We start from the raw sequence: 16393 nt of genomic DNA on the forward strand, positions 1-16393 counted from the left end.
CAATTGCCTGTAGAAACAAACAATTGCGACCAAGATACGCGTATTACCGCTGGTTACACTGCCAGCATCACGCCGGTGGCGGCGATTGCCGCACCCGAGGCCTTCACGGCCAGCGCCGGGCTGACACGGCCCAGCACATTGCCGCCATAGACCAGCAGCGAGCTTGCGATCAGCAGGCCAACGGCGCTCGCCGCTTGCGGCAGTTCGTGGCCGTGCGCGTTACCGTGCAGGAGTGCGAACGCGCCGATCATCACGGTGCTTGCCGCTGCGGGCAGACGCACAGCGACGGCCAGCAGTACGCCCATCAGCGCCACCGTCAGCGCGATGCCGGTTTCCAGACCCGGCACCACCAAGCCCGCAGCGCCGGTTGCCACGCCGGCCAACAGCATGCCGACGAAGGTCGCCGGCAGCCACCTGGCGTTAGGCTGGCGCACGCTCCATGCGCCCACGGCCAGCATCGCCAGCAAGTGATCGAGGCCGGTGAACGGATGCGCGAAGCCGGCCAGGAAGCCGTGCGAGTGCGCGCCAGCGCCGGTGTGGGCGAAGGCTGCGGTGCTAACGAGGGCCAGCGTCAAGGCTGCGATTTTTTTCATTGTGTGTGCTCCGTAGAGGTTGTTTAAAAATGCGCGCAACGAGGCGCGGCGACGAAGACAGTGCATTTGCACGGCGAGGAGCCGCAACGAAGTTGCGGGCTTTTTTAAACGACCTCTTAGTGTGGGGTTTGGCCCAAAAGGCCTTGTTCGCGTATGAAGTCGATAACCTTGGTCACACCTTCGCCGCTGCGCAGATTGGTGAAGATGAAGGGACGGCTGCCGCGCTGCTGCTTGGCGTCGCGCGCCATGATGTCGAGATCCGCGCCAACGTGCGGCGCCAGGTCGGTCTTGTTGATGATCAGCAGATCGGAGCGCGTGATGCCCGGGCCGCCCTTGCGCGGAATCTTCTCGCCGCCAGCGACGTCGATCACGTAGATGGTGAGGTCGGACAGCTCCGGGCTAAAGGTAGCGGCCAGGTTGTCGCCGCCTGATTCAACCAGGATCAGATCCAGGTTCGGGAAGTCGGCCTGCATGCGGGCGATGGCTTCCAGGTTGATGGACGCGTCTTCGCGGATCGCCGTGTGCGGGCAGCCGCCGGTTTCCACGCCCATCAGACGCTCGGCCGGCAGTGCGTCGGCGCGCAGCAGGATTTCCATGTCTTCCTTGGTGTAGATGTCATTGGTGATGACGGCCATATCGAAATGGTCGCGCATGCCCTTGCACAGCATTTCGCACAGCGCGGTTTTGCCTGAACCTACAGGGCCGCCGATGCCGACGCGCAGAGGATTTGAAGTAGTCATATTATTCTTTCACGATCTATATAAACGGCTGTATTGAACTTCGTGCTGCATCGACAGCAGCGACAGGCCCGGCGCCCAGTTGCACATATCATCGTCGCTGACGGTTTGCGCGTAGCGGGCGGCGGCTTCGATGTCGGCGCGCAGCGACAGCAGCATGCGCTGGCCGGCCACCTGCCCTAGCGGCACCGACTTCACGCACACCAGCACCTGGTTTTCGGCCCATGCAAACAGCATCGCCAGCAGCGCTTCGCTGTGCGGGATATTCAGCGCGGCGACGGCGCAGGCGAAGGCTGTCGGCAGTGCGACTTCGCTTTCCGCCTGGAGTTGCGCCAGCATCTCGGCATCGGTAATGCCTAATTCGGCGACCAGCTTGGTGAGCGAGTAGCCCATCTGGATGGTCTCGGCGCGGAATTCGGCGCTGTCGCGCGAGGCGATGAATTTTTCGCTCCAGTCGCTGACGGCGCGCCAGTCGCGTTGCGACCACGCCTGCATCAAGCGCCACGCGATGGGCGCTTCCCATTGCGCAACCACTTCATGCAGGTGACGAGCTATCCATGCGCGCGCCGTGTCGGCGTTGCGCACCATGCCATTTTCCAGCGCCGCTTCCAGCCCTTGCGAATAGCTGTAAGCGCCAATCGGCAAGGCCGGGCTGGCGAATTGCAGCAAATTCAAAAGCGCGGCAGCTTGCATTATTTCGCGTCGCTTGGGCGGTGGATTTTTTGGCGCAGCGGGATCGGCGCCAACGGGCCTTGGCCGTGGTCATGATGGTGACCGTGACCGCCGCCGTATGCGCCGGACTCCGGTTCGAATGCGGCCGATTCCTCAACTACCGTGGCGCCCAAACCGGCCAGCATCTCCTTCAGCACCGCGTCGGCGCGGATGCGCAGGAAACCATCGCCAACCTGCGCCTGCGTATGGCGATTCCCGAGATGGAAGGCGCAACGCAGCAGCGCATGCGCATCGGCGCAAGTGACTTTGTACGTTGGCTCCGGTGCGGCGACGACGCGCACCACGCGCTGGTCTTCGCCGGTCAGCAGATCGCCATCGCGCAGCACCGTGCCGCGCACCGTGAACACGGCGACGTCTTCACCGGTATCGAGTGTGGCGCGCAGGCGGCACTTCTCGCGCAGTTCATACGGCAGCACCAGTTGCGCTGCAATGGCCTCGGCATGAGGAATCTTGGTATGTAAGGTCAGCATGATCAGAACAGGAAATAACGCTGCGCCATTGGCAGCACAGAAGCCGGTTCGCAGACCAGCAACTCGCCATTGGCGCGCACTTCATAGGTTTCAGGATTGACGTCCATCTTCGGCGCCAGCGAGTTGTGGATCATGTCCGACTTGCGCAGCGCGCGCATGCCCTTGGCGACGATCAGCGTTTTATTCAGCTTGAGCTGATCGCCAATGCCGGCGTCGTATGCCGCTTGAGACACGAAGGTAAACGACTTTTTCAAGCCGCCGCCGTAAGAGCCGAACATCGGCCGGTAATGCACCGGCTGCGGCGTTGGAATCGATGCATTCGGATCGCCCATCTGCGCGGCGGCGATCATGCCGCCTTTCAGAATCGTCGACGGCTTCACGCCGAAGAAGGCCGGCTTCCATAGCACCAGATCCGCGATCTTGCCCACTTCGACCGAACCCACCGCGTGCGCGATGCCGTGCGTGATGGCGGGATTGATGGTGTACTTGGCGACATAGCGCTTCACGCGGAAGTTATCGGCACGCGACGTATCCGGCGCCAGCGGCCCGCGCTGCACCTTCATCTTGTGCGCCGTCTGCCAGGTGCGCATGATGACTTCACCAACGCGGCCCATGGCCTGCGAGTCGGACGACATCATCGAAATCGCGCCGATGTCATGCAGGATGTCTTCAGCCGCAATGGTCTCGCGACGGATGCGCGATTCGGCAAACGCCACGTCCTCAGTGATGGCGGCGTCAAGGTGATGGCACACCATCAGCATATCCAGGTGCTCGTCCAGCGTATTGACCGTGTACGGCCGCGTAGGATTGGTCGACGATGGCAGCACGTTGGTCTCGCCCACCGCCGCGATGATGTCCGGCGCATGGCCGCCGCCCGCGCCCTCGGTGTGGAAGGTGTGGATAGTGCGATCTTTAAACGCGGCCAGTGTGTCGGCCAGATAGCCGCCTTCGTTCAGCGTGTCGCTGTGAATGGCGACTTGAATATCCATCTCGTCGGCCACGGTGAGGCAGTTGTCGATGGCGGCCGGGGTGCTGCCCCAGTCCTCGTGCAGCTTCAAGCCGATAGCACCGGCAAGCACCTGCTCCTGCAACGGCGCCGGCAAGCTGACATTGCCCTTGCCGAGGAAGCCGAGATTCATCGGAAACGCATCGGCCGCTTGCAGCATCGAGTGCAAATGCCACGGCCCCGGCGTGCAGGTGGTAGCCGAGGTGCCGGCCGATGGGCCGGTGCCGCCGCCGATCATGGTGGTCACGCCGCTCATCAGCGCCTCCTCGATCTGCTGCGGGCAGATGAAGTGAATGTGCGTGTCAACGCCGCCGGCAGTGACAATCATGCCCTCGCCTGCGATGATCTCGGTCGCGCCGCCAATCGCCATCGTCACATTCGATTGGATGTCCGGGTTGCCGGCCTTGCCGATGGCGGCGATCATGCCGTTTTTCAGGCCGATGTCCGCCTTGACGATGCCCCAATGATCGACGATCACCGCGTTGGTGATGACCGTGTCCATCACGTCGGCGGCCACGCGCTGCGACTGGCCCATGCCGTCGCGGATCACTTTGCCGCCGCCGAACTTCACTTCCTCGCCGTAGACGGCGTAGTCCTTCTCAATTTCGATAAACAGTTCTGTGTCCGCCAAACGGATACGATCCCCGGTAGTGGGGCCGAACATCTCCGCATAGGCGCGGCGCGAGATTGTAGCCATGAGAGCCTTTAATCTTTTGGTGGTGTGGAGTTCAACTTGCCCATGACTTTGCCGTTGAAGCCATACACTTCCTGGTCGCCGTCCAGCTTCACCAGTTCAACGGTGCGTTGCTGACCCGGTTCAAAGCGCACGGCGGTGCCGGCGGCGATGTTCAAGCGCATGCCGTAAGCCTTCCAGCGTTCCAGCTTGAGCACCGAGTTGACCTCAAAAAAATGGAAATGCGAGCCGATTTGCACCGGACGGTCGCCCTGGTTGGTGACCACGACGCTGACCGTTTCGCGGCCCACGTTCAGGCCGATCTCGCCCTCTTCAAGCTTGTATTCACCTGGGATCATGATGAACTCCTTTATGGGATGGGATTGTGGACAGTCACAAGCTTGCTCCCATCTGGGAACGTCGCTTCGACCTGGATGTCAGGGATCATTTCAGGGATACCTTCCATGACGTCGGCGCGCGTGAGTATGCGCGTGCCGTCGGACATCAGTTCTGCGACAGTTTTGCCGTCGCGGGCACCTTCCATGATGGCGCAGGTAATCAGCGCCACCGCTTCCGGGTAGTTCAACTTCAAGCCACGGGCAAGGCGGCGTTCGGCCACAATACCCGCGGTAAAAATCAACAGCTTGTCTTTTTCGCGTGGAGTCAAATCCATATCGTTGTTCTCTCTCAGGTTTGCCAGATGCGCGGCGTAACGGCCTCGCGTCCCAGCAGATGCGGGCGCACGCGGCGCCATACGTTGAGCATCAGGCGGCGCGCGGTTTCGCTGTCGCCGCCGAGATGGCGTGCTACCAGCACGCCCTTGGTGTGGGTAATGCCGAAAACATGCTCGCCGTCGGCGGCGATGTCGGCGCGGATTTGCGTCAATAAGTCATTGAGCACGGCGGCCGGCAGCGGTTTGCCGGCGGCGATCAGCGTGGCGCACACAGTGTGGCCATTGAGCGCCAGCGGGCTATCGAGACGGCCGCCCACCATAACGCCCTGCTCCCACCAGATCAGCCGCCCTTCACGGCGGATGCTGCTGCGCTGGCGGATGCTGCCGGTGTTGAATACTTCGCCCGAGCCGCTGCGGCCCATGCACAGAATTTCGCAGCCAAGGAAGGTGGCGCCGGCCGCCAGCGCCACGTGCTGGTCGAGCACGACGTTAGCGGTATCAAAGAAGATGGTTTCTTGCGGCAGCCATTCCAGTGCGGCGTTTTCATTCACGTGCAGGTGCACGGCTTGATGCGAAACCTTGCCGTTGGCCTGATACCACTTGGCCGCGCCGGGCGTGGTGATGAAGGCATGGGCGTTGTCGCCGACGCCGATGTCGATCTCCAACTGATCGCCGCCAACCACGCCGCCCGGCGGGTGAACGATGATGGCCTGGCAGACCTTGGCGTCTTCCGGGTACAAGGCCTTTTGCACGCGCAGCGGGCCGTAGTGAAGCTTGTTAAACAGCCGGGTGGTGCCGGCGTCGTCCGCAAAGCCGAGGGTGAGACTAGCCTGCCACGCGCCATGGCTGGCGGCGGCAGAAAAATCTCGCGGTGCAGTGCAGTCTGGCATAGGGCAGGACATCGTTAAATAATGTTCTGTCCTATGCAATCATTGTGCCAGCGGAAACACTGGCCACTCGCGGCCACATGCACCAATACACGGCAATTAGCACTAAATTGGTGCGCGTCGGCGAGAGATTGTGAGAGTTTTATTTTTAGGAAATGTTTGTATAATAACTTCATGCTCAAAAAACATCTCCCTGCCTTGATCACGCTGCTGTCTATCGGCAGCGCCCAAGCCGCCACGCTAGGCGCCGACAACTGCCGCGTGATCCTGCCCACCGAGGTAGAAGTCGCCAATGAAACCGTCACTTGGAGCGGCCCTTGCGTCAACGGCTACGCCGAGGGCGACGGCAAGCTGCTGCGTTTCGTGAAGAAAGAACAGATCGGCAGCTTTGAAGGCCGCATGGCGCAAGGCATGCTGGCCGACGGCTACGAGAAGTCGCCCGAGGGCTGGCAGTATGAAGGCCAATACAAGCGCGGCCTGCGCCAGGGCACCGGCAGCATTCTGTACAAGGACGGCATCCGCTACGACGGCGAGTGGAAGGCGGGCAAGCGCGAAGGGCGCGGCGCCGTCACCTACACGCTGGGCGGCCGCTATGAGGGGCCATGGACGAACGATGAACCGGGTGGTTTCGGCGATGGCAAGATTACCTTTGCCGGCAACCAGCGCACCATCAACGCGGCCGACTACACGCCGCCAACGAGGGCCGAAGGCGAAGCGGAAAAATTCAAATTGCACGAGCGGGACAGCAATAGCATTTACCGCTTCGGACACGACGTCGCTTACGGCACCAGCGTGCCGTTCGACAAAGGCTACGCCCAGATGACGCCGCAGCAGCAACAGCAATTCCGCGCCAGCTATCCGCTACTGCACCATGACGATGTACCGCCCTACCCGGAAAAAGGCACGGCGGAGATTTTCGGCTGGCTGGCCAAGGCACAAAACAATGTCATGGCGCAGGGCGACTTCCGCGCGATTGTCGATATTGACGCGACCGGCCGCGCTACCGCCATTTCTATCTACTCGTCGCCTGACCAGCAGCTGACCGACGTCATCAAGATCCTGCTCGGCAATCAGAAGTTCACGCCGGCGCTGTGCAGCGGTAAGCCTTGCGCCATGCGCTATCCTTTCAACGTGCACTTCGGTAGCTGACCCGCCTCGCCTCGCGGCGTTGCCACGATTTCTCGCCGCGAGCAAACACCGGCTGTTGTAAAAACGTGCCGCACAGCAAAATATTTTGGGGTTTTCTACGCCGCCAAAAGTTCCTCCACCTGCGGCAAAAGCAGCGTTTTTTCGGTTGAGGAATAATTGAATCCATTGAAGCGCGGAAACTAAAGTTGTCTTGAACGCGCTAGCCGATTAACTCAATGGAGGCCATCATGATTAGCAAAACCCTGTCCCGCGCTGCTTTGGCAACTGCCCTCGGCGCCGCCCTGCTGCCGCTGCTGAGCGGTGCGGCCGTCTACAGCAACGGCACCAAGACCGCAACCTTTGACGTCACCCTGACCATCATCGCCGACTGCACCATCGCCGCCAACGCCTTGAACTTCGGCTCTGCGCAAGGCGTGCTGGCCACGGCCGTCAACACCAACACCACGCTGAGCGTCACCTGCACCAACACCACGCCCTATAACGTGGGTCTGAGCGCCGGCACCGGCACCGGCTCTACCGTTGCTTCGCGTCTGTTGAGCGGCACTGGCGCCAACACCAGCACCGTGTCCTACACCCTGAAGCAAAGCAGCGGCGGCGCCAACTGGGGTACTACGCAAGGCACCGACACTGTGTCCGGCACCGGTACTGGTTCGTCGCAAACCCTGACGGTCTACGGCAACATCCCAGCGCAAGCAACGCCACAGCCTGACGCTTACAAGTCGACCATCACCGCTACCGTATATTTCTAAACACCGCTCTACCACCGCAGCCCGCACACAAGGCTACGCGTTCCGGCAGTATCCCAGCGCCCAAACCCGCGCGAAACTCCCCTCTACTTTCTGTTTTAATTGTTGACGCTCGCTCAATTGAACTTTGCGCGTTGTTGTCTAGTTGCGCCCGGACTTCGTCCCCATACTGCTGTTTTCCGAATTTGAATGGAGCACAGCATGAAAGTATTTATCACCGGCGCGGCAGGTTTTATTGGCAGCTCAATCGCCGCAGGCCTGGTCAAGGCCGGGCACGAGGTCGTCGGCTTGGTACGCAAGCACGAGCAATTGGATGAAGTGAAAAAGATCGGCGTCACCGGCGTGCTGGGCACGCTCACCGACCGTGATCTGCTGATCGCCCAGGCCCAGGTGGCCGATGCCGTCATCAACGCCGCCAGCAGCGACAACCGCGCGGCGGTGGAAGCGTTTGTAGACGCGCTGGCCGGCTCCGGCAAAGTGTTCCTGCACACCAGCGGCTCCAGCATCGTCGGAGACGCCTCCGGTGGCGAAGGCACCGACTGCATTTACCACGAAGACAATCTCCCCGAAGCCACCGCAGACAAAGCCGCGCGCGTCGGCATCGACAAGCTGGTGCTGGACGCCGCCAACAAGGGCGTGCGCTCGGCAGTACTGTGCAACACATTGATCTACGGCCACGGCGCACTGCCGCGCGACTCGGTGCAGCTGCCACGCTTGCTCAAGCAAGCGCGCAAAAGCGGCATCGTGCGCCATGTGGGGCCGGGCCGCAACATCTGGTCGAACGTGCACATCGACGACGTGGTCGACCTGTACCTGCTGGCCCTGGACAAGACCGAAGCTGGCGCGTTCTACTTTGTCGAAAGCGGCGAAGCCGCCTTCCGCGACATGAGTGCCGCCATCGCCAAGGCCTTGAATCTGGGCGAGCCGCAGGACTGGCCGCTGGAACAAGCCAAGGAAGAATGGGGTTACGAGATGGCGTCCTACGGCCTCGGCTCCAACAGCCGCGTACGCGGCGAACGCGCCCGCAAGCAGTTGGGCTGGCAGCCGCACCGCCCATCAGTGCTGGACTGGATCGCCAACGACATGCGGCACCCTAATCATCCTCACGCGTAAGCAGCACGCGGTCGATCAGGCCATACTCGACGCCCTCGCTGGCCGCCATGTAATTATCGCGGTCTGAGTCTTTTTCGATTTGGGCCAGCGTTTTTCCGGTGCGCTCAGCGAGGATGGTGTTGAGGCGATGACGCTGGTACAGCACCTCGCGCGCTTGAATCTCGATGTCGGCTGCCACGCCTTGCGAGCCGCCGTGCGGCTGGTGGATCATCAGCCGTGCGTTGGGCAAGGCGTAGCGCTTGCCGATTGCGCCGGCCGCCAGCAAGAAGGAGCCCATGCTGGCAGCGAAGCCGGTGCACAGCGTCGACACGTCCGGTTTGATGAACTGCATGGTGTCGTACACCGCCATGCCGGCATACACCGAGCCGCCGGGCGAATTGATGTAAAGCGAAATATCCTTCTCTGGATTTTCCGATTCGAGGAACAGCAACTGCGCGACGATCAGGTTGGCCGATTGCTCGGTCACCTCGCCGACCAGGAAAATCACGCGCTCCTTCAGCAGGCGTGAGTAAATATCGAAAGCGCGTTCGCCGCGCCCCGTGTGGTCGATAACGGTGGGCACCAAGCCAGTCATGATTGTCCTTTTGCGGTAGAGTTGAGTCACTGCCCGCTTGACGCTCGCCGCCTACCGCCGTGTGACAACACAAAAATATTCTGGCCATGTGTCACATCCGGGCCGCGCCGAGCGTCAAGTGACGCCAGCCCCATGACAGGAGACACGCCATGCCTATCGATACCGATGCCGCCATCTTTGAGCAGCTACGCCCCCGCCTGAAAGCCATCAGTTGCCGCATCGTCGGCAATGACGCAGAGGCGGAAGACGTGGTGCAGGATTGTTTTTTGAAGTGGCAAAGCGTAGAGATAGCAACGCTGGCGACACCGGCCGCATGGCTGACGACCGTGGTGCAGCATCAATCCATCGACCACCTGCGCAAGCGAGAGCGGGATACGACGGCGGCGCGCACCGCTTTAGAACTGATGCCGGAAGCGACGCCCCCGGCGCCGGAAGAAACGCTGTTGCAGCGCGCAGAAATGGGCGAAGCGCTAGCGCGCTTGCTGGCGTGCCTGACGCCGTCCGAACGACTGGCCTTGGTGCTGCACGAGGTATTTGAATGCAGCCACGCCGATATCGCAGCGGCGCTGGGAGCCAAGACCGAGAACGTACGCCAGCACCTGTCCCGCGCGCGGCGTCGGCTCCTGCGTGAAAAAGAAATCGCGGCCAGCGAAAAGCTCAACCGCGATTTAGTCCGCCGCTTCCACGCCGCCATTAACAGCATCGACGTGCCGGCGATAGTCGCACTGCTCGGCGAGGAACAACCCATATCGCTGCATACGCGGGCTTGCGCCAACGATGCCGCGTACGCCCTCGCCTTGGCCGCTTAAAAAGTCAGATTATTCAAGATCAGGATACGGGCTCTTGCCACCTTCGGCGATGAACAGATCGATGCGCGCTTCCAGCACCGGCAGCGGCACCGAACCCAGTTGCAGCACGGTGTCGTGGAAGGCGCGGATGTCAAACTTCTGGCCCAGCGCTTTCTCGGCTTTCTTGCGCGCGTTGATGATGCTCATCTCGCCCAGGTAGTAGGACAGCGCCTGGCCCGGCCACGAAATGTAGCGATCCACTTCCGTTTCGATTTCGTGATTGGACAGCGCCGTGTTCTCGCGCAGGTAGTCCTGCGCCTGTTTGCGCGTCCAGCCCTTGCTATGCACGCCGGTGTCGACCACCAGACGCGATGCGCGCCACGCCTGATAACTGAGCATGCCGAATACTTCATACGGCGTTTCGTACATGCCCATCTCCACGCCCAGGCGTTCGCTGTACAGCGCCCAGCCTTCGCCATAGGCCGAGATGTAAGCGTTGCGGAAGGCCGGACGGCCCTTCTGCTCCAGCGCCACCGGCATCTGGAAGGCGTGGCCCGGCGCCGATTCGTGCAGCGTCAGCGCCGGCATGCTGTACAAAGCGCGCGACGGCAAGTTGTAGGTGTTGACCAGATAAACGCCCGGGCCGCCACGGCCGGAAGTGTAGAACGGCGCCTGATCGTCCGGCACAGGGATCACCGCAAAGCGGCGGCGCGGCAGATAGCCGAAGTACTGGCCGACCTTGGCGTCGAACTTCTTCGCCACCCACGCGGAGCGCATCAGCAGCTCTTCCGGCGTCTTGGCGTAGAACTGCGGATCGGTGCGCAGGAATTGCAGGAAGGCCGGCAGATCGCCTTTAAAACCAACCTGCTTGATCACATCCTGCATTTCGGCGCGGATCTTCGCCATCTCTTCCAATCCGATATTGTGAATCTGATCCGCGCTCAGCGAGGTGGTGGTGAATTCGACGATCTTCGATTGATAGTACGCTTTACCGTCCGGCAGGCTCTCCGCCGCCAAGTCCTCGCGGGCCTTCGGCACATACTCTTCGCGCATGAACTTCAACAGCGCCTGGTGCGCTGGGATCACGGTGTATTGAATGACCTTCACCGCCTGCGCGCGCAGTTCTTCCTGCTGCGCGGCCGGCATGGAGGCAGGCATGGTCTTGAACGGCAGGTAGAACACGGTGTCCTGCGGCGTTTTCGCGTCGGTCACGGAAGTGATGGAGCCATCGCGGCCCACCAGCGTCACTTTCGGCGGCGTGAAGCCGCGCGCCAGGCCGGCGCGCATGTTGACGATTTCCTCGTTGAAGTAGCGCGGCACGTCGGCCAGCTGTTTGAGGTAATCGCGGAATTCTTTTTCCTTGGTCATCGGGCGGCGCGCGGTGCCGGCCATATTCGACCAGAAGGCGGTATCGGCATTCAGCGGCTTTTCGTATTCGCGGAACTGCTGGGCGGCGATGAACGCCGCGATCTGCGCTTTGTAGACCTGGTAGTTGATGCGTTCAGGGGCCGACAGTTTGGACTCCTTGATGCCGTCCAGCTTCTTCATCACGCCCTGCCAATAGGCGAGGCGGTTGTTCTGGGTCGCGACATCGATACGCGGCAGCGACGGCGATACGCCGCTGTCGTCATCATCTTCGCCGTCTTCCTGCTTCTGGCTCAGGCGCCATTTCCACTCTTGGGTGTAGATCGCCTTGAACTGCGCGTCGGCGGGGCCGGCTTTCACTGCGGGCGCGGTAGCCGCAGCGGCGTTAAGGCATACCAGCATGACTGCACCGGCAATGGCGGTGCTGAACTTCTTTTCCATAAGGCTCCAGAGTAGATTACATTTCCAATAAATTACGGCGTTCGCGCAGCAGCGCGGTGAAGCCTTCGGCGTTGACCGGTCGGCTGAAATAATAGCCCTGCATCTCGTCGCAACCGCGCTCGCTGAGGAACTGCACTTGCTCGCGCGTTTCCACGCCTTCGGCAATGACTCGCATATTCAAGTTGTGTGCCAGCGAGATGACCGACAGCGCGATAGCCGCGTCGGCGCTATTGGTCGTCACATCGTCGACGAACGATTTATCGATCTTCAGTACGTCGATCGGGAAGCGCTTCAAGTAACTGAGGCTGGAATAGCCGGTGCCAAAGTCGTCCAGCGAAATGCTGACGCCGATGTCTTTCAAGCGGCGCAGCGCCGCCACGGCTTTATTCGGATCGCCCATCACCGTGCCCTCGGTGATTTCAAGGCCCAGGTAGGCCGGCGCCACGCCAAATTTGCGCAGCGTGGTTTCCACGTAAGGCACGGTGGCGTCGTTGGCAAACTGCCCCGCCGCCAGGTTGACTGCGACCTTGATCTGGCCGAGGCCTTGATCCTGCCACACCTTCATTTGTGCGCACACGCTCTCCAGCACCCACTCGCCGATGGAATTGACCAGGCCATATTCCTCGGCCAGCGGGATGAAGCGGTTCGGCGGCACCTTGCCCAGCACTGCGTTATCCCAGCGCAGCAGCGCTTCCGCGCCGACCATGGCGCCGGTTTTCAGGCAGACCTGCGGCTGGTAGTGAACCTCGAATTCGTCGCGCGCGATGGCGCCGCGCAGCTGGCTCTGGATCGCCAGCTTGTCGCGGATTTCCGCATCCATGCGCTCGGTGAAGAAGGCGTAGTTATCGCGGCCGATTTCCTTGGCGCGGAACAGTGCCGTGTCGGCGTTGCGCACCAGTTCATCGAAGCTCTCGCCGTCGGTCAGGCTGACAGCGATGCCGATACTGGAGGTGACGGTAATCTGCTGGCCGTCGATCACCAGCTCCTTGCGCAAGCCGGCCAGGATCTTCTGCGCCAGCGCGATGGTTTCAGTCAGCTGCGCATCATCGGCAACAATGATCTGGAATTCGTCGCCGCCCTGGCGGGTGACGGTATCGCTTTCGCGCACGGTCTCGCTCAGATACTTGGACACCACTTGCAGCGCCTTGTCGCCCATGTCATGGCCGTAGGAGTCGTTGATGCTCTTGAAGCGGTCAAGGTCAAGACACATGACGGCCACGCAGCGGCCCTCGCGGCGTGCTGCGGACAAGGTCTGCCCGAAGCGCTGGCGCGCCAGCATGCGGTTCGGCAGGCCGGTCAAGGCATCGTGGTTGGACAGGAAGTCAATCAGGTGCTGCTCGGCCTTGCGTTCGGTGATGTCCATGAACACCGCCACGTGGTTGATGACGTGGCCTTGTTCGTCGCGCACCACGGAGGCGCTTAACAAGCCCGGATAGGTGTCGCCGTTTTTGCGGCGCGCCAGGATCTCGCCCGACCAATGGCCGGTGGTGACCACCGACTGCACCATGGCGCTGAAGGACGAGGTATCCTGCTCGCCCGCGTACAGCAGGCCGGCATTCTGCCCCCTCACCTCTTCGGCGGTGTAGCCGGAGATTTGCGTGAAGGCCGGATTGGTGGCGACGATGCGGCCGTCGCGATCCGTCACCACAATGGCGTCCTGCGTGGCTTCAAACACCTGGCTGGAGAGGCGCATGAATTCTTCATTGGCGCGGCGCTGGTCTACTTCCTTGGCCAATTCCGCGGTGCGCTCGGCTACGCGCTCTTCCAGCAAGGCGCGCTCGCTGGCCAGCGCTTTCTGGGCGCGGCCCAGTTTTACGTGGGCGTCGGTGCGGGCGAGGATTTCTTCGGCCTGGAACGGCTTAGCGATAAAGTCCACCGCACCCAATTCAAAGCCGCGCACCTTGTCGTCGGTGTCATGTTGGGCCGACAGGAAGATCACCGGTACTTGGGACAACTCCGGCGTCTCCTTCAAGCGGCGGCAGACTTCAAAGCCGTCGATGCCGGGCATGCGGATGTCGAGCAGGATCAGCTCCGGCGGACGCGATTGCGCAGTCCACAAGGCCAGCTCGCCGTTAGGCGCCTGGCGCACGTAGTAGCCGGCTTCCGTCAGCAGGTCGCTCAGCAGCTTGAGCGAGGCCGGCGTGTCTTCCACGATCAGCACTTCGCCCTTGGTGTGTTGTTCCGACAAATCCCGGTGCATGTAAAACTCTCTCGCCTTAGTCAACTGCTCAACTACTATGATATACCCGTCAGGCTTGGGGCTCCAATTCAGTACCCGCTTCGTCCAGCAGCGCACATAGCTGCGGATACTGGTGCAGCTGGATCATGTGCTCGATACGCGCCACCACGTCGCCCAGCTCCGGCGGCAATGGATCCAGCAACGCGGCCACGCGTGTCAGATTCAGTTCTTGCAAGGCGGTCTTCAACTCATCTCGCAGTGCTGGGTCGAGACGCTGCAAATCCTTGTGCGCGAGCGCAGGCCCGGCTTGCAGCGGTTCCAGGACGCTCACTTCATCCTCGCCGGATGCCGGGGCTTCGTCGGTGACCTGCATTGTGACCGTGAAGTGGAAGGTGGCGCCTTCGCCCGGCGCCGATTGCAGCGCCAGCGTGCCGCCCATCAGCTGGACGAATTCGCGCGAGATGGTCAGGCCGAGGCCCGTCCCCTCTTTCGCGACCGGTCCATCGGCCTGGATGAAGGGTTCAAAGATGCGCGCCTGGTCTTCGGCGGCGATGCCGGGGCCATTGTCGATCACGGCAAACGTCAGTTCGCAGGCGCCGTTACGCGTGGTGCCGCGCACACGCAGCGTCACCCTGCCCTGCGCCGTGAACTTGACCGCGTTCGACATCAGATTCAATAGCACCTGCCGCAGCTTGGTGCCGTCCACACGCGCGCTGGCCGGCAGGCCAACGCTATCGAGCACCAGCTCCACGCCGGTTTGGCCGGCGCGCATGCTGACCATGTCGATTACCTCTTGCAGCATATCGTCCAGTTTCACCACTTCCGTTTGCAGCACGGCGCGGCCGGCCTCGATCTTGGACAATTCGAGAATGTCGTTAATCAGCGTAAGCAAGTGCTGGCCGGAGTGGTGGATGATGGCGAGATTGCGCTTCTCTTCCGGCAGCATATTCTTGGAGTCCGCCATCAGGCGCGAGAAGCCGATCACGGAATTCAGCGGCGTGCGCAGCTCGTGGCTCATGTTAGCGAGGAAGGTACTCTTGGCGCGGTTGGCCGTCTGCGCCTGGCGCACCGCCACCGACAGCGCGTTGGTGCGCTCGGTCACCAGCTCTTCAAGATGGATACGATGGCGACGCAGTTCTGCTTCCGCCATGCGGCTGGCGGTGACGTCGTAGTTCACGCCGACCATGCGCATTGGGTGGCCTTCGGCGTCGCGGAAGATCATGGCGTCGGCCTTGAGGTAATGCAGCGAGCCATCCGGCCAAATAATACGGAACTCAACGTCGAATTCGGCGGTGCCGTTCAGCGCTTGCTGTAGCAGCATCTCGGTGGGAATGGCGTCGTCCGGGTGCACCATCGTGCGCCAGGTGTCGGAAGGCCGTTCCAGCTTGCGGCCTTCGAGGCCGTTCAGGCGATACATCTGCTCATCCCACACCATTTCATCGGTGATGATGTTCCAGTCCCAGATGCCGATGGCCGCCGCGCTGGACGCGATCTGCAAGCGCTCCTCGCTGGCGTGCATGGCGACGTAGCGGCTTTCCATCAAGCGCACCATGTCGCGGATGGAGGCGTTCAGCGTTTTCAATTCGCCGGTGTACCAGTCGCGCGGTGGCGAGGCGCCGGGATTCTGGCCCGCCTTCACGCTGGCGGCATAGCGCTCGATATTGGTCAGCGGTTTGAGGATCAGCTGCCAAAGCAGCAGGTAGAGACTGAGCACCAGCGTCACGTCCAGCACGAAAATCAGCCCGGCGATGGTGTACAGGCGCTGGCGCAGCTGCTCGATCAGCACTGCCGGCGAAGCGTACACGGTGATGGTGCCGATATTCTGGCCGCCCGCCACGATGGGACGCTGCTCGGATAACAGTTCGGGATTGGTCGGCAGGCGCTCGGACGGCACCAATTGCTGTTGTTCGTTACGGGTAAGGATGAACGGGTGATTGCTGGCCACCGGCGCCACCGCGCTGGCGTACAGATCGCGGTTGCTCAAACCGCTCTTCATGATGGTGATGATTTGCGTTTCGTCGAAATTCCACGCCGGCAGTGCAACGGCGGCGGCCAATTCGTCGGCGCTGTTGGCCAGCGTCTTGTGCAATTGCTCCCAGCGCTGCGCGCGCTCGACCTGGTAGAAATACAGCGCAAACGTCGTCAGAACCAGCGTCACCACGGCGGTCAGCGTCACGCTGACGAATACGGCGATCGATACTCTTCCTAGACGGCGGGCAAGTCGAACCAACATCGGAAAACCATTCTTTGGGGTTAATCTCGGTTGT

The 16393-nt window shown here is 61.6% G+C and carries 16 protein-coding genes; 4 read left to right on the top strand and 12 right to left on the bottom strand.

Translation table 11 applies throughout. The features are described 5' to 3' along the window. Positions 1-53: 53 nt before the first annotated feature. The 8 genes from GTP45_RS13225 to GTP45_RS13260 all read right to left on the bottom strand — a co-directional run bounded on the left by GTP45_RS13225 (position 54) and on the right by GTP45_RS13260 (position 5774). Complete coding sequence (locus GTP45_RS13225; RefSeq protein WP_161014360.1) at positions 54-593, bottom strand: HupE/UreJ family protein; 540 nt, start codon at positions 591-593, stop codon at positions 54-56. A gap of 116 nt (positions 594-709) precedes the next feature. Then, the gene (gene ureG / locus GTP45_RS13230) at positions 710-1333 is read right to left on the bottom strand and encodes an urease accessory protein UreG (RefSeq protein WP_161014361.1); all 624 of its coding nucleotides are present in this window, start codon (positions 1331-1333) and stop codon (positions 710-712) included. Positions 1334-1342: 9 nt separating this feature from the next. Further along, positions 1343-2023, bottom strand: coding sequence for an urease accessory protein UreF (locus GTP45_RS13235; RefSeq protein WP_161014362.1), 681 nt, complete (start codon positions 2021-2023; stop codon positions 1343-1345). Further along, positions 2023-2532 carry an urease accessory protein UreE gene (gene ureE / locus GTP45_RS13240; RefSeq protein WP_161014363.1) on the bottom strand — a complete coding sequence of 170 codons (510 nt, stop codon included), beginning with the start codon at positions 2530-2532 and terminating at the stop codon, positions 2023-2025. The genes GTP45_RS13235 and ureE overlap by 1 nt, the downstream gene beginning before the upstream one ends. A 2-nt stretch (positions 2533-2534) precedes the next feature. Further along, the gene (gene ureC / locus GTP45_RS13245) at positions 2535-4235 is read right to left on the bottom strand and encodes an urease subunit alpha (protein ID WP_161014364.1); all 1701 of its coding nucleotides are present in this window, start codon (positions 4233-4235) and stop codon (positions 2535-2537) included. Positions 4236-4243: 8 nt separating this feature from the next. Continuing rightward, complete coding sequence (locus GTP45_RS13250) at positions 4244-4570, bottom strand: urease subunit beta (protein WP_161014365.1); 327 nt, start codon at positions 4568-4570, stop codon at positions 4244-4246. An 11-nt stretch (positions 4571-4581) separates the two neighbouring features. After that, positions 4582-4884: an urease subunit gamma gene (locus GTP45_RS13255; protein ID WP_092269656.1), complete on the bottom strand. Its 303-nt coding sequence runs from the start codon at positions 4882-4884 to the stop codon at positions 4582-4584. Positions 4885-4898: 14 nt separating this feature from the next. Beyond that, complete coding sequence (locus tag GTP45_RS13260; protein WP_161014366.1) at positions 4899-5774, bottom strand: urease accessory protein UreD; 876 nt, start codon at positions 5772-5774, stop codon at positions 4899-4901. A 171-nt stretch (positions 5775-5945) separates the two neighbouring features. On the opposite strand from GTP45_RS13260, the gene GTP45_RS13265 reads away from it, so the two are divergent. The 3 genes from GTP45_RS13265 (at position 5946) to GTP45_RS13275 (ending at position 8779) form a co-directional block, all read left to right on the top strand. Further along, positions 5946-6920: a hypothetical protein gene (locus GTP45_RS13265; protein WP_161014367.1), complete on the top strand. Its 975-nt coding sequence runs from the start codon at positions 5946-5948 to the stop codon at positions 6918-6920. Between the two features lie 227 nt (positions 6921-7147). Next, positions 7148-7669 carry a Csu type fimbrial protein gene (locus GTP45_RS13270; protein ID WP_161014368.1) on the top strand — a complete coding sequence of 174 codons (522 nt, stop codon included), beginning with the start codon at positions 7148-7150 and terminating at the stop codon, positions 7667-7669. 198 nt (positions 7670-7867) lie between these two features. Beyond that, a complete protein-coding gene (locus GTP45_RS13275; RefSeq protein ID WP_161014369.1) occupies positions 7868-8779 on the top strand; it encodes an NAD-dependent epimerase/dehydratase family protein in 912 nt (303 codons plus the stop codon). On the opposite strand, the gene clpP is transcribed toward GTP45_RS13275, so the two are convergent. Further along, the gene (gene clpP, locus GTP45_RS13280; protein WP_161014370.1) at positions 8760-9353 is read right to left on the bottom strand and encodes an ATP-dependent Clp endopeptidase proteolytic subunit ClpP; all 594 of its coding nucleotides are present in this window, start codon (positions 9351-9353) and stop codon (positions 8760-8762) included. The genes GTP45_RS13275 and clpP overlap by 20 nt on opposite strands. A gap of 149 nt (positions 9354-9502) precedes the next feature. On the opposite strand from clpP, the gene GTP45_RS13285 reads away from it, so the two are divergent. Then, a complete protein-coding gene (locus GTP45_RS13285; protein ID WP_161014371.1) occupies positions 9503-10162 on the top strand; it encodes a sigma-70 family RNA polymerase sigma factor in 660 nt (219 codons plus the stop codon). Positions 10163-10171: 9 nt separating this feature from the next. Here GTP45_RS13285 and GTP45_RS13290 read toward each other — a convergent pair whose 3' ends face one another. The 3 genes from GTP45_RS13290 to GTP45_RS13300 are packed head-to-tail and all read right to left on the bottom strand — an operon-like array spanning position 10172 to position 16359. Then, entirely contained in the window at positions 10172-11947 is a 1776-nt protein-coding gene (locus GTP45_RS13290) for a DUF885 domain-containing protein (RefSeq protein WP_161014372.1), read from the bottom strand. Positions 11948-11963: 16 nt separating this feature from the next. Beyond that, complete coding sequence (locus GTP45_RS13295; protein WP_161014373.1) at positions 11964-14147, bottom strand: two-component system response regulator; 2184 nt, start codon at positions 14145-14147, stop codon at positions 11964-11966. Positions 14148-14196: 49 nt separating this feature from the next. Continuing rightward, positions 14197-16359, bottom strand: coding sequence for a sensor histidine kinase (locus GTP45_RS13300; RefSeq protein ID WP_161014374.1), 2163 nt, complete (start codon positions 16357-16359; stop codon positions 14197-14199). Positions 16360-16393 lie beyond the last annotated feature (34 nt).

Source organism: Duganella rivi (assembly GCF_009857435.1).
Lineage (GTDB): Bacteria > Pseudomonadota > Gammaproteobacteria > Burkholderiales > Burkholderiaceae_D > Rugamonas > Rugamonas rivi.

What these genes read in the sequence shown, in the direction of transcription:
- GTP45_RS13275 (WP_161014369.1), top strand. Translation starts at nt 7,868, where the DNA reads ATGAAAGTATTTATCACCGGCGCGGCAGGTTTTATTGGCAGCTCAATC.
- clpP (WP_161014370.1), bottom strand. Translation starts at nt 9,353, where the DNA reads ATGACTGGCTTGGTGCCCACCGTTATCGACCACACGGGGCGCGGCGAA.
- ureC (WP_161014364.1), bottom strand. Translation starts at nt 4,235, where the DNA reads ATGGCTACAATCTCGCGCCGCGCCTATGCGGAGATGTTCGGCCCCACT.
- GTP45_RS13270 (WP_161014368.1), top strand. Translation starts at nt 7,148, where the DNA reads ATGATTAGCAAAACCCTGTCCCGCGCTGCTTTGGCAACTGCCCTCGGC.
- GTP45_RS13260 (WP_161014366.1), bottom strand. Translation starts at nt 5,774, where the DNA reads ATGCCAGACTGCACTGCACCGCGAGATTTTTCTGCCGCCGCCAGCCAT.
- GTP45_RS13300 (WP_161014374.1), bottom strand. Translation starts at nt 16,359, where the DNA reads ATGTTGGTTCGACTTGCCCGCCGTCTAGGAAGAGTATCGATCGCCGTA.
- GTP45_RS13295 (WP_161014373.1), bottom strand. Translation starts at nt 14,147, where the DNA reads ATGCACCGGGATTTGTCGGAACAACACACCAAGGGCGAAGTGCTGATC.
- GTP45_RS13235 (WP_161014362.1), bottom strand. Translation starts at nt 2,023, where the DNA reads ATGCAAGCTGCCGCGCTTTTGAATTTGCTGCAATTCGCCAGCCCGGCC.
- GTP45_RS13255 (WP_092269656.1), bottom strand. Translation starts at nt 4,884, where the DNA reads ATGGATTTGACTCCACGCGAAAAAGACAAGCTGTTGATTTTTACCGCG.
- ureE (WP_161014363.1), bottom strand. Translation starts at nt 2,532, where the DNA reads ATGCTGACCTTACATACCAAGATTCCTCATGCCGAGGCCATTGCAGCG.
- GTP45_RS13290 (WP_161014372.1), bottom strand. Translation starts at nt 11,947, where the DNA reads ATGGAAAAGAAGTTCAGCACCGCCATTGCCGGTGCAGTCATGCTGGTA.
- GTP45_RS13225 (WP_161014360.1), bottom strand. Translation starts at nt 593, where the DNA reads ATGAAAAAAATCGCAGCCTTGACGCTGGCCCTCGTTAGCACCGCAGCC.
- GTP45_RS13265 (WP_161014367.1), top strand. Translation starts at nt 5,946, where the DNA reads ATGCTCAAAAAACATCTCCCTGCCTTGATCACGCTGCTGTCTATCGGC.
- GTP45_RS13285 (WP_161014371.1), top strand. Translation starts at nt 9,503, where the DNA reads ATGCCTATCGATACCGATGCCGCCATCTTTGAGCAGCTACGCCCCCGC.
- GTP45_RS13250 (WP_161014365.1), bottom strand. Translation starts at nt 4,570, where the DNA reads ATGATCCCAGGTGAATACAAGCTTGAAGAGGGCGAGATCGGCCTGAAC.
- ureG (WP_161014361.1), bottom strand. Translation starts at nt 1,333, where the DNA reads ATGACTACTTCAAATCCTCTGCGCGTCGGCATCGGCGGCCCTGTAGGT.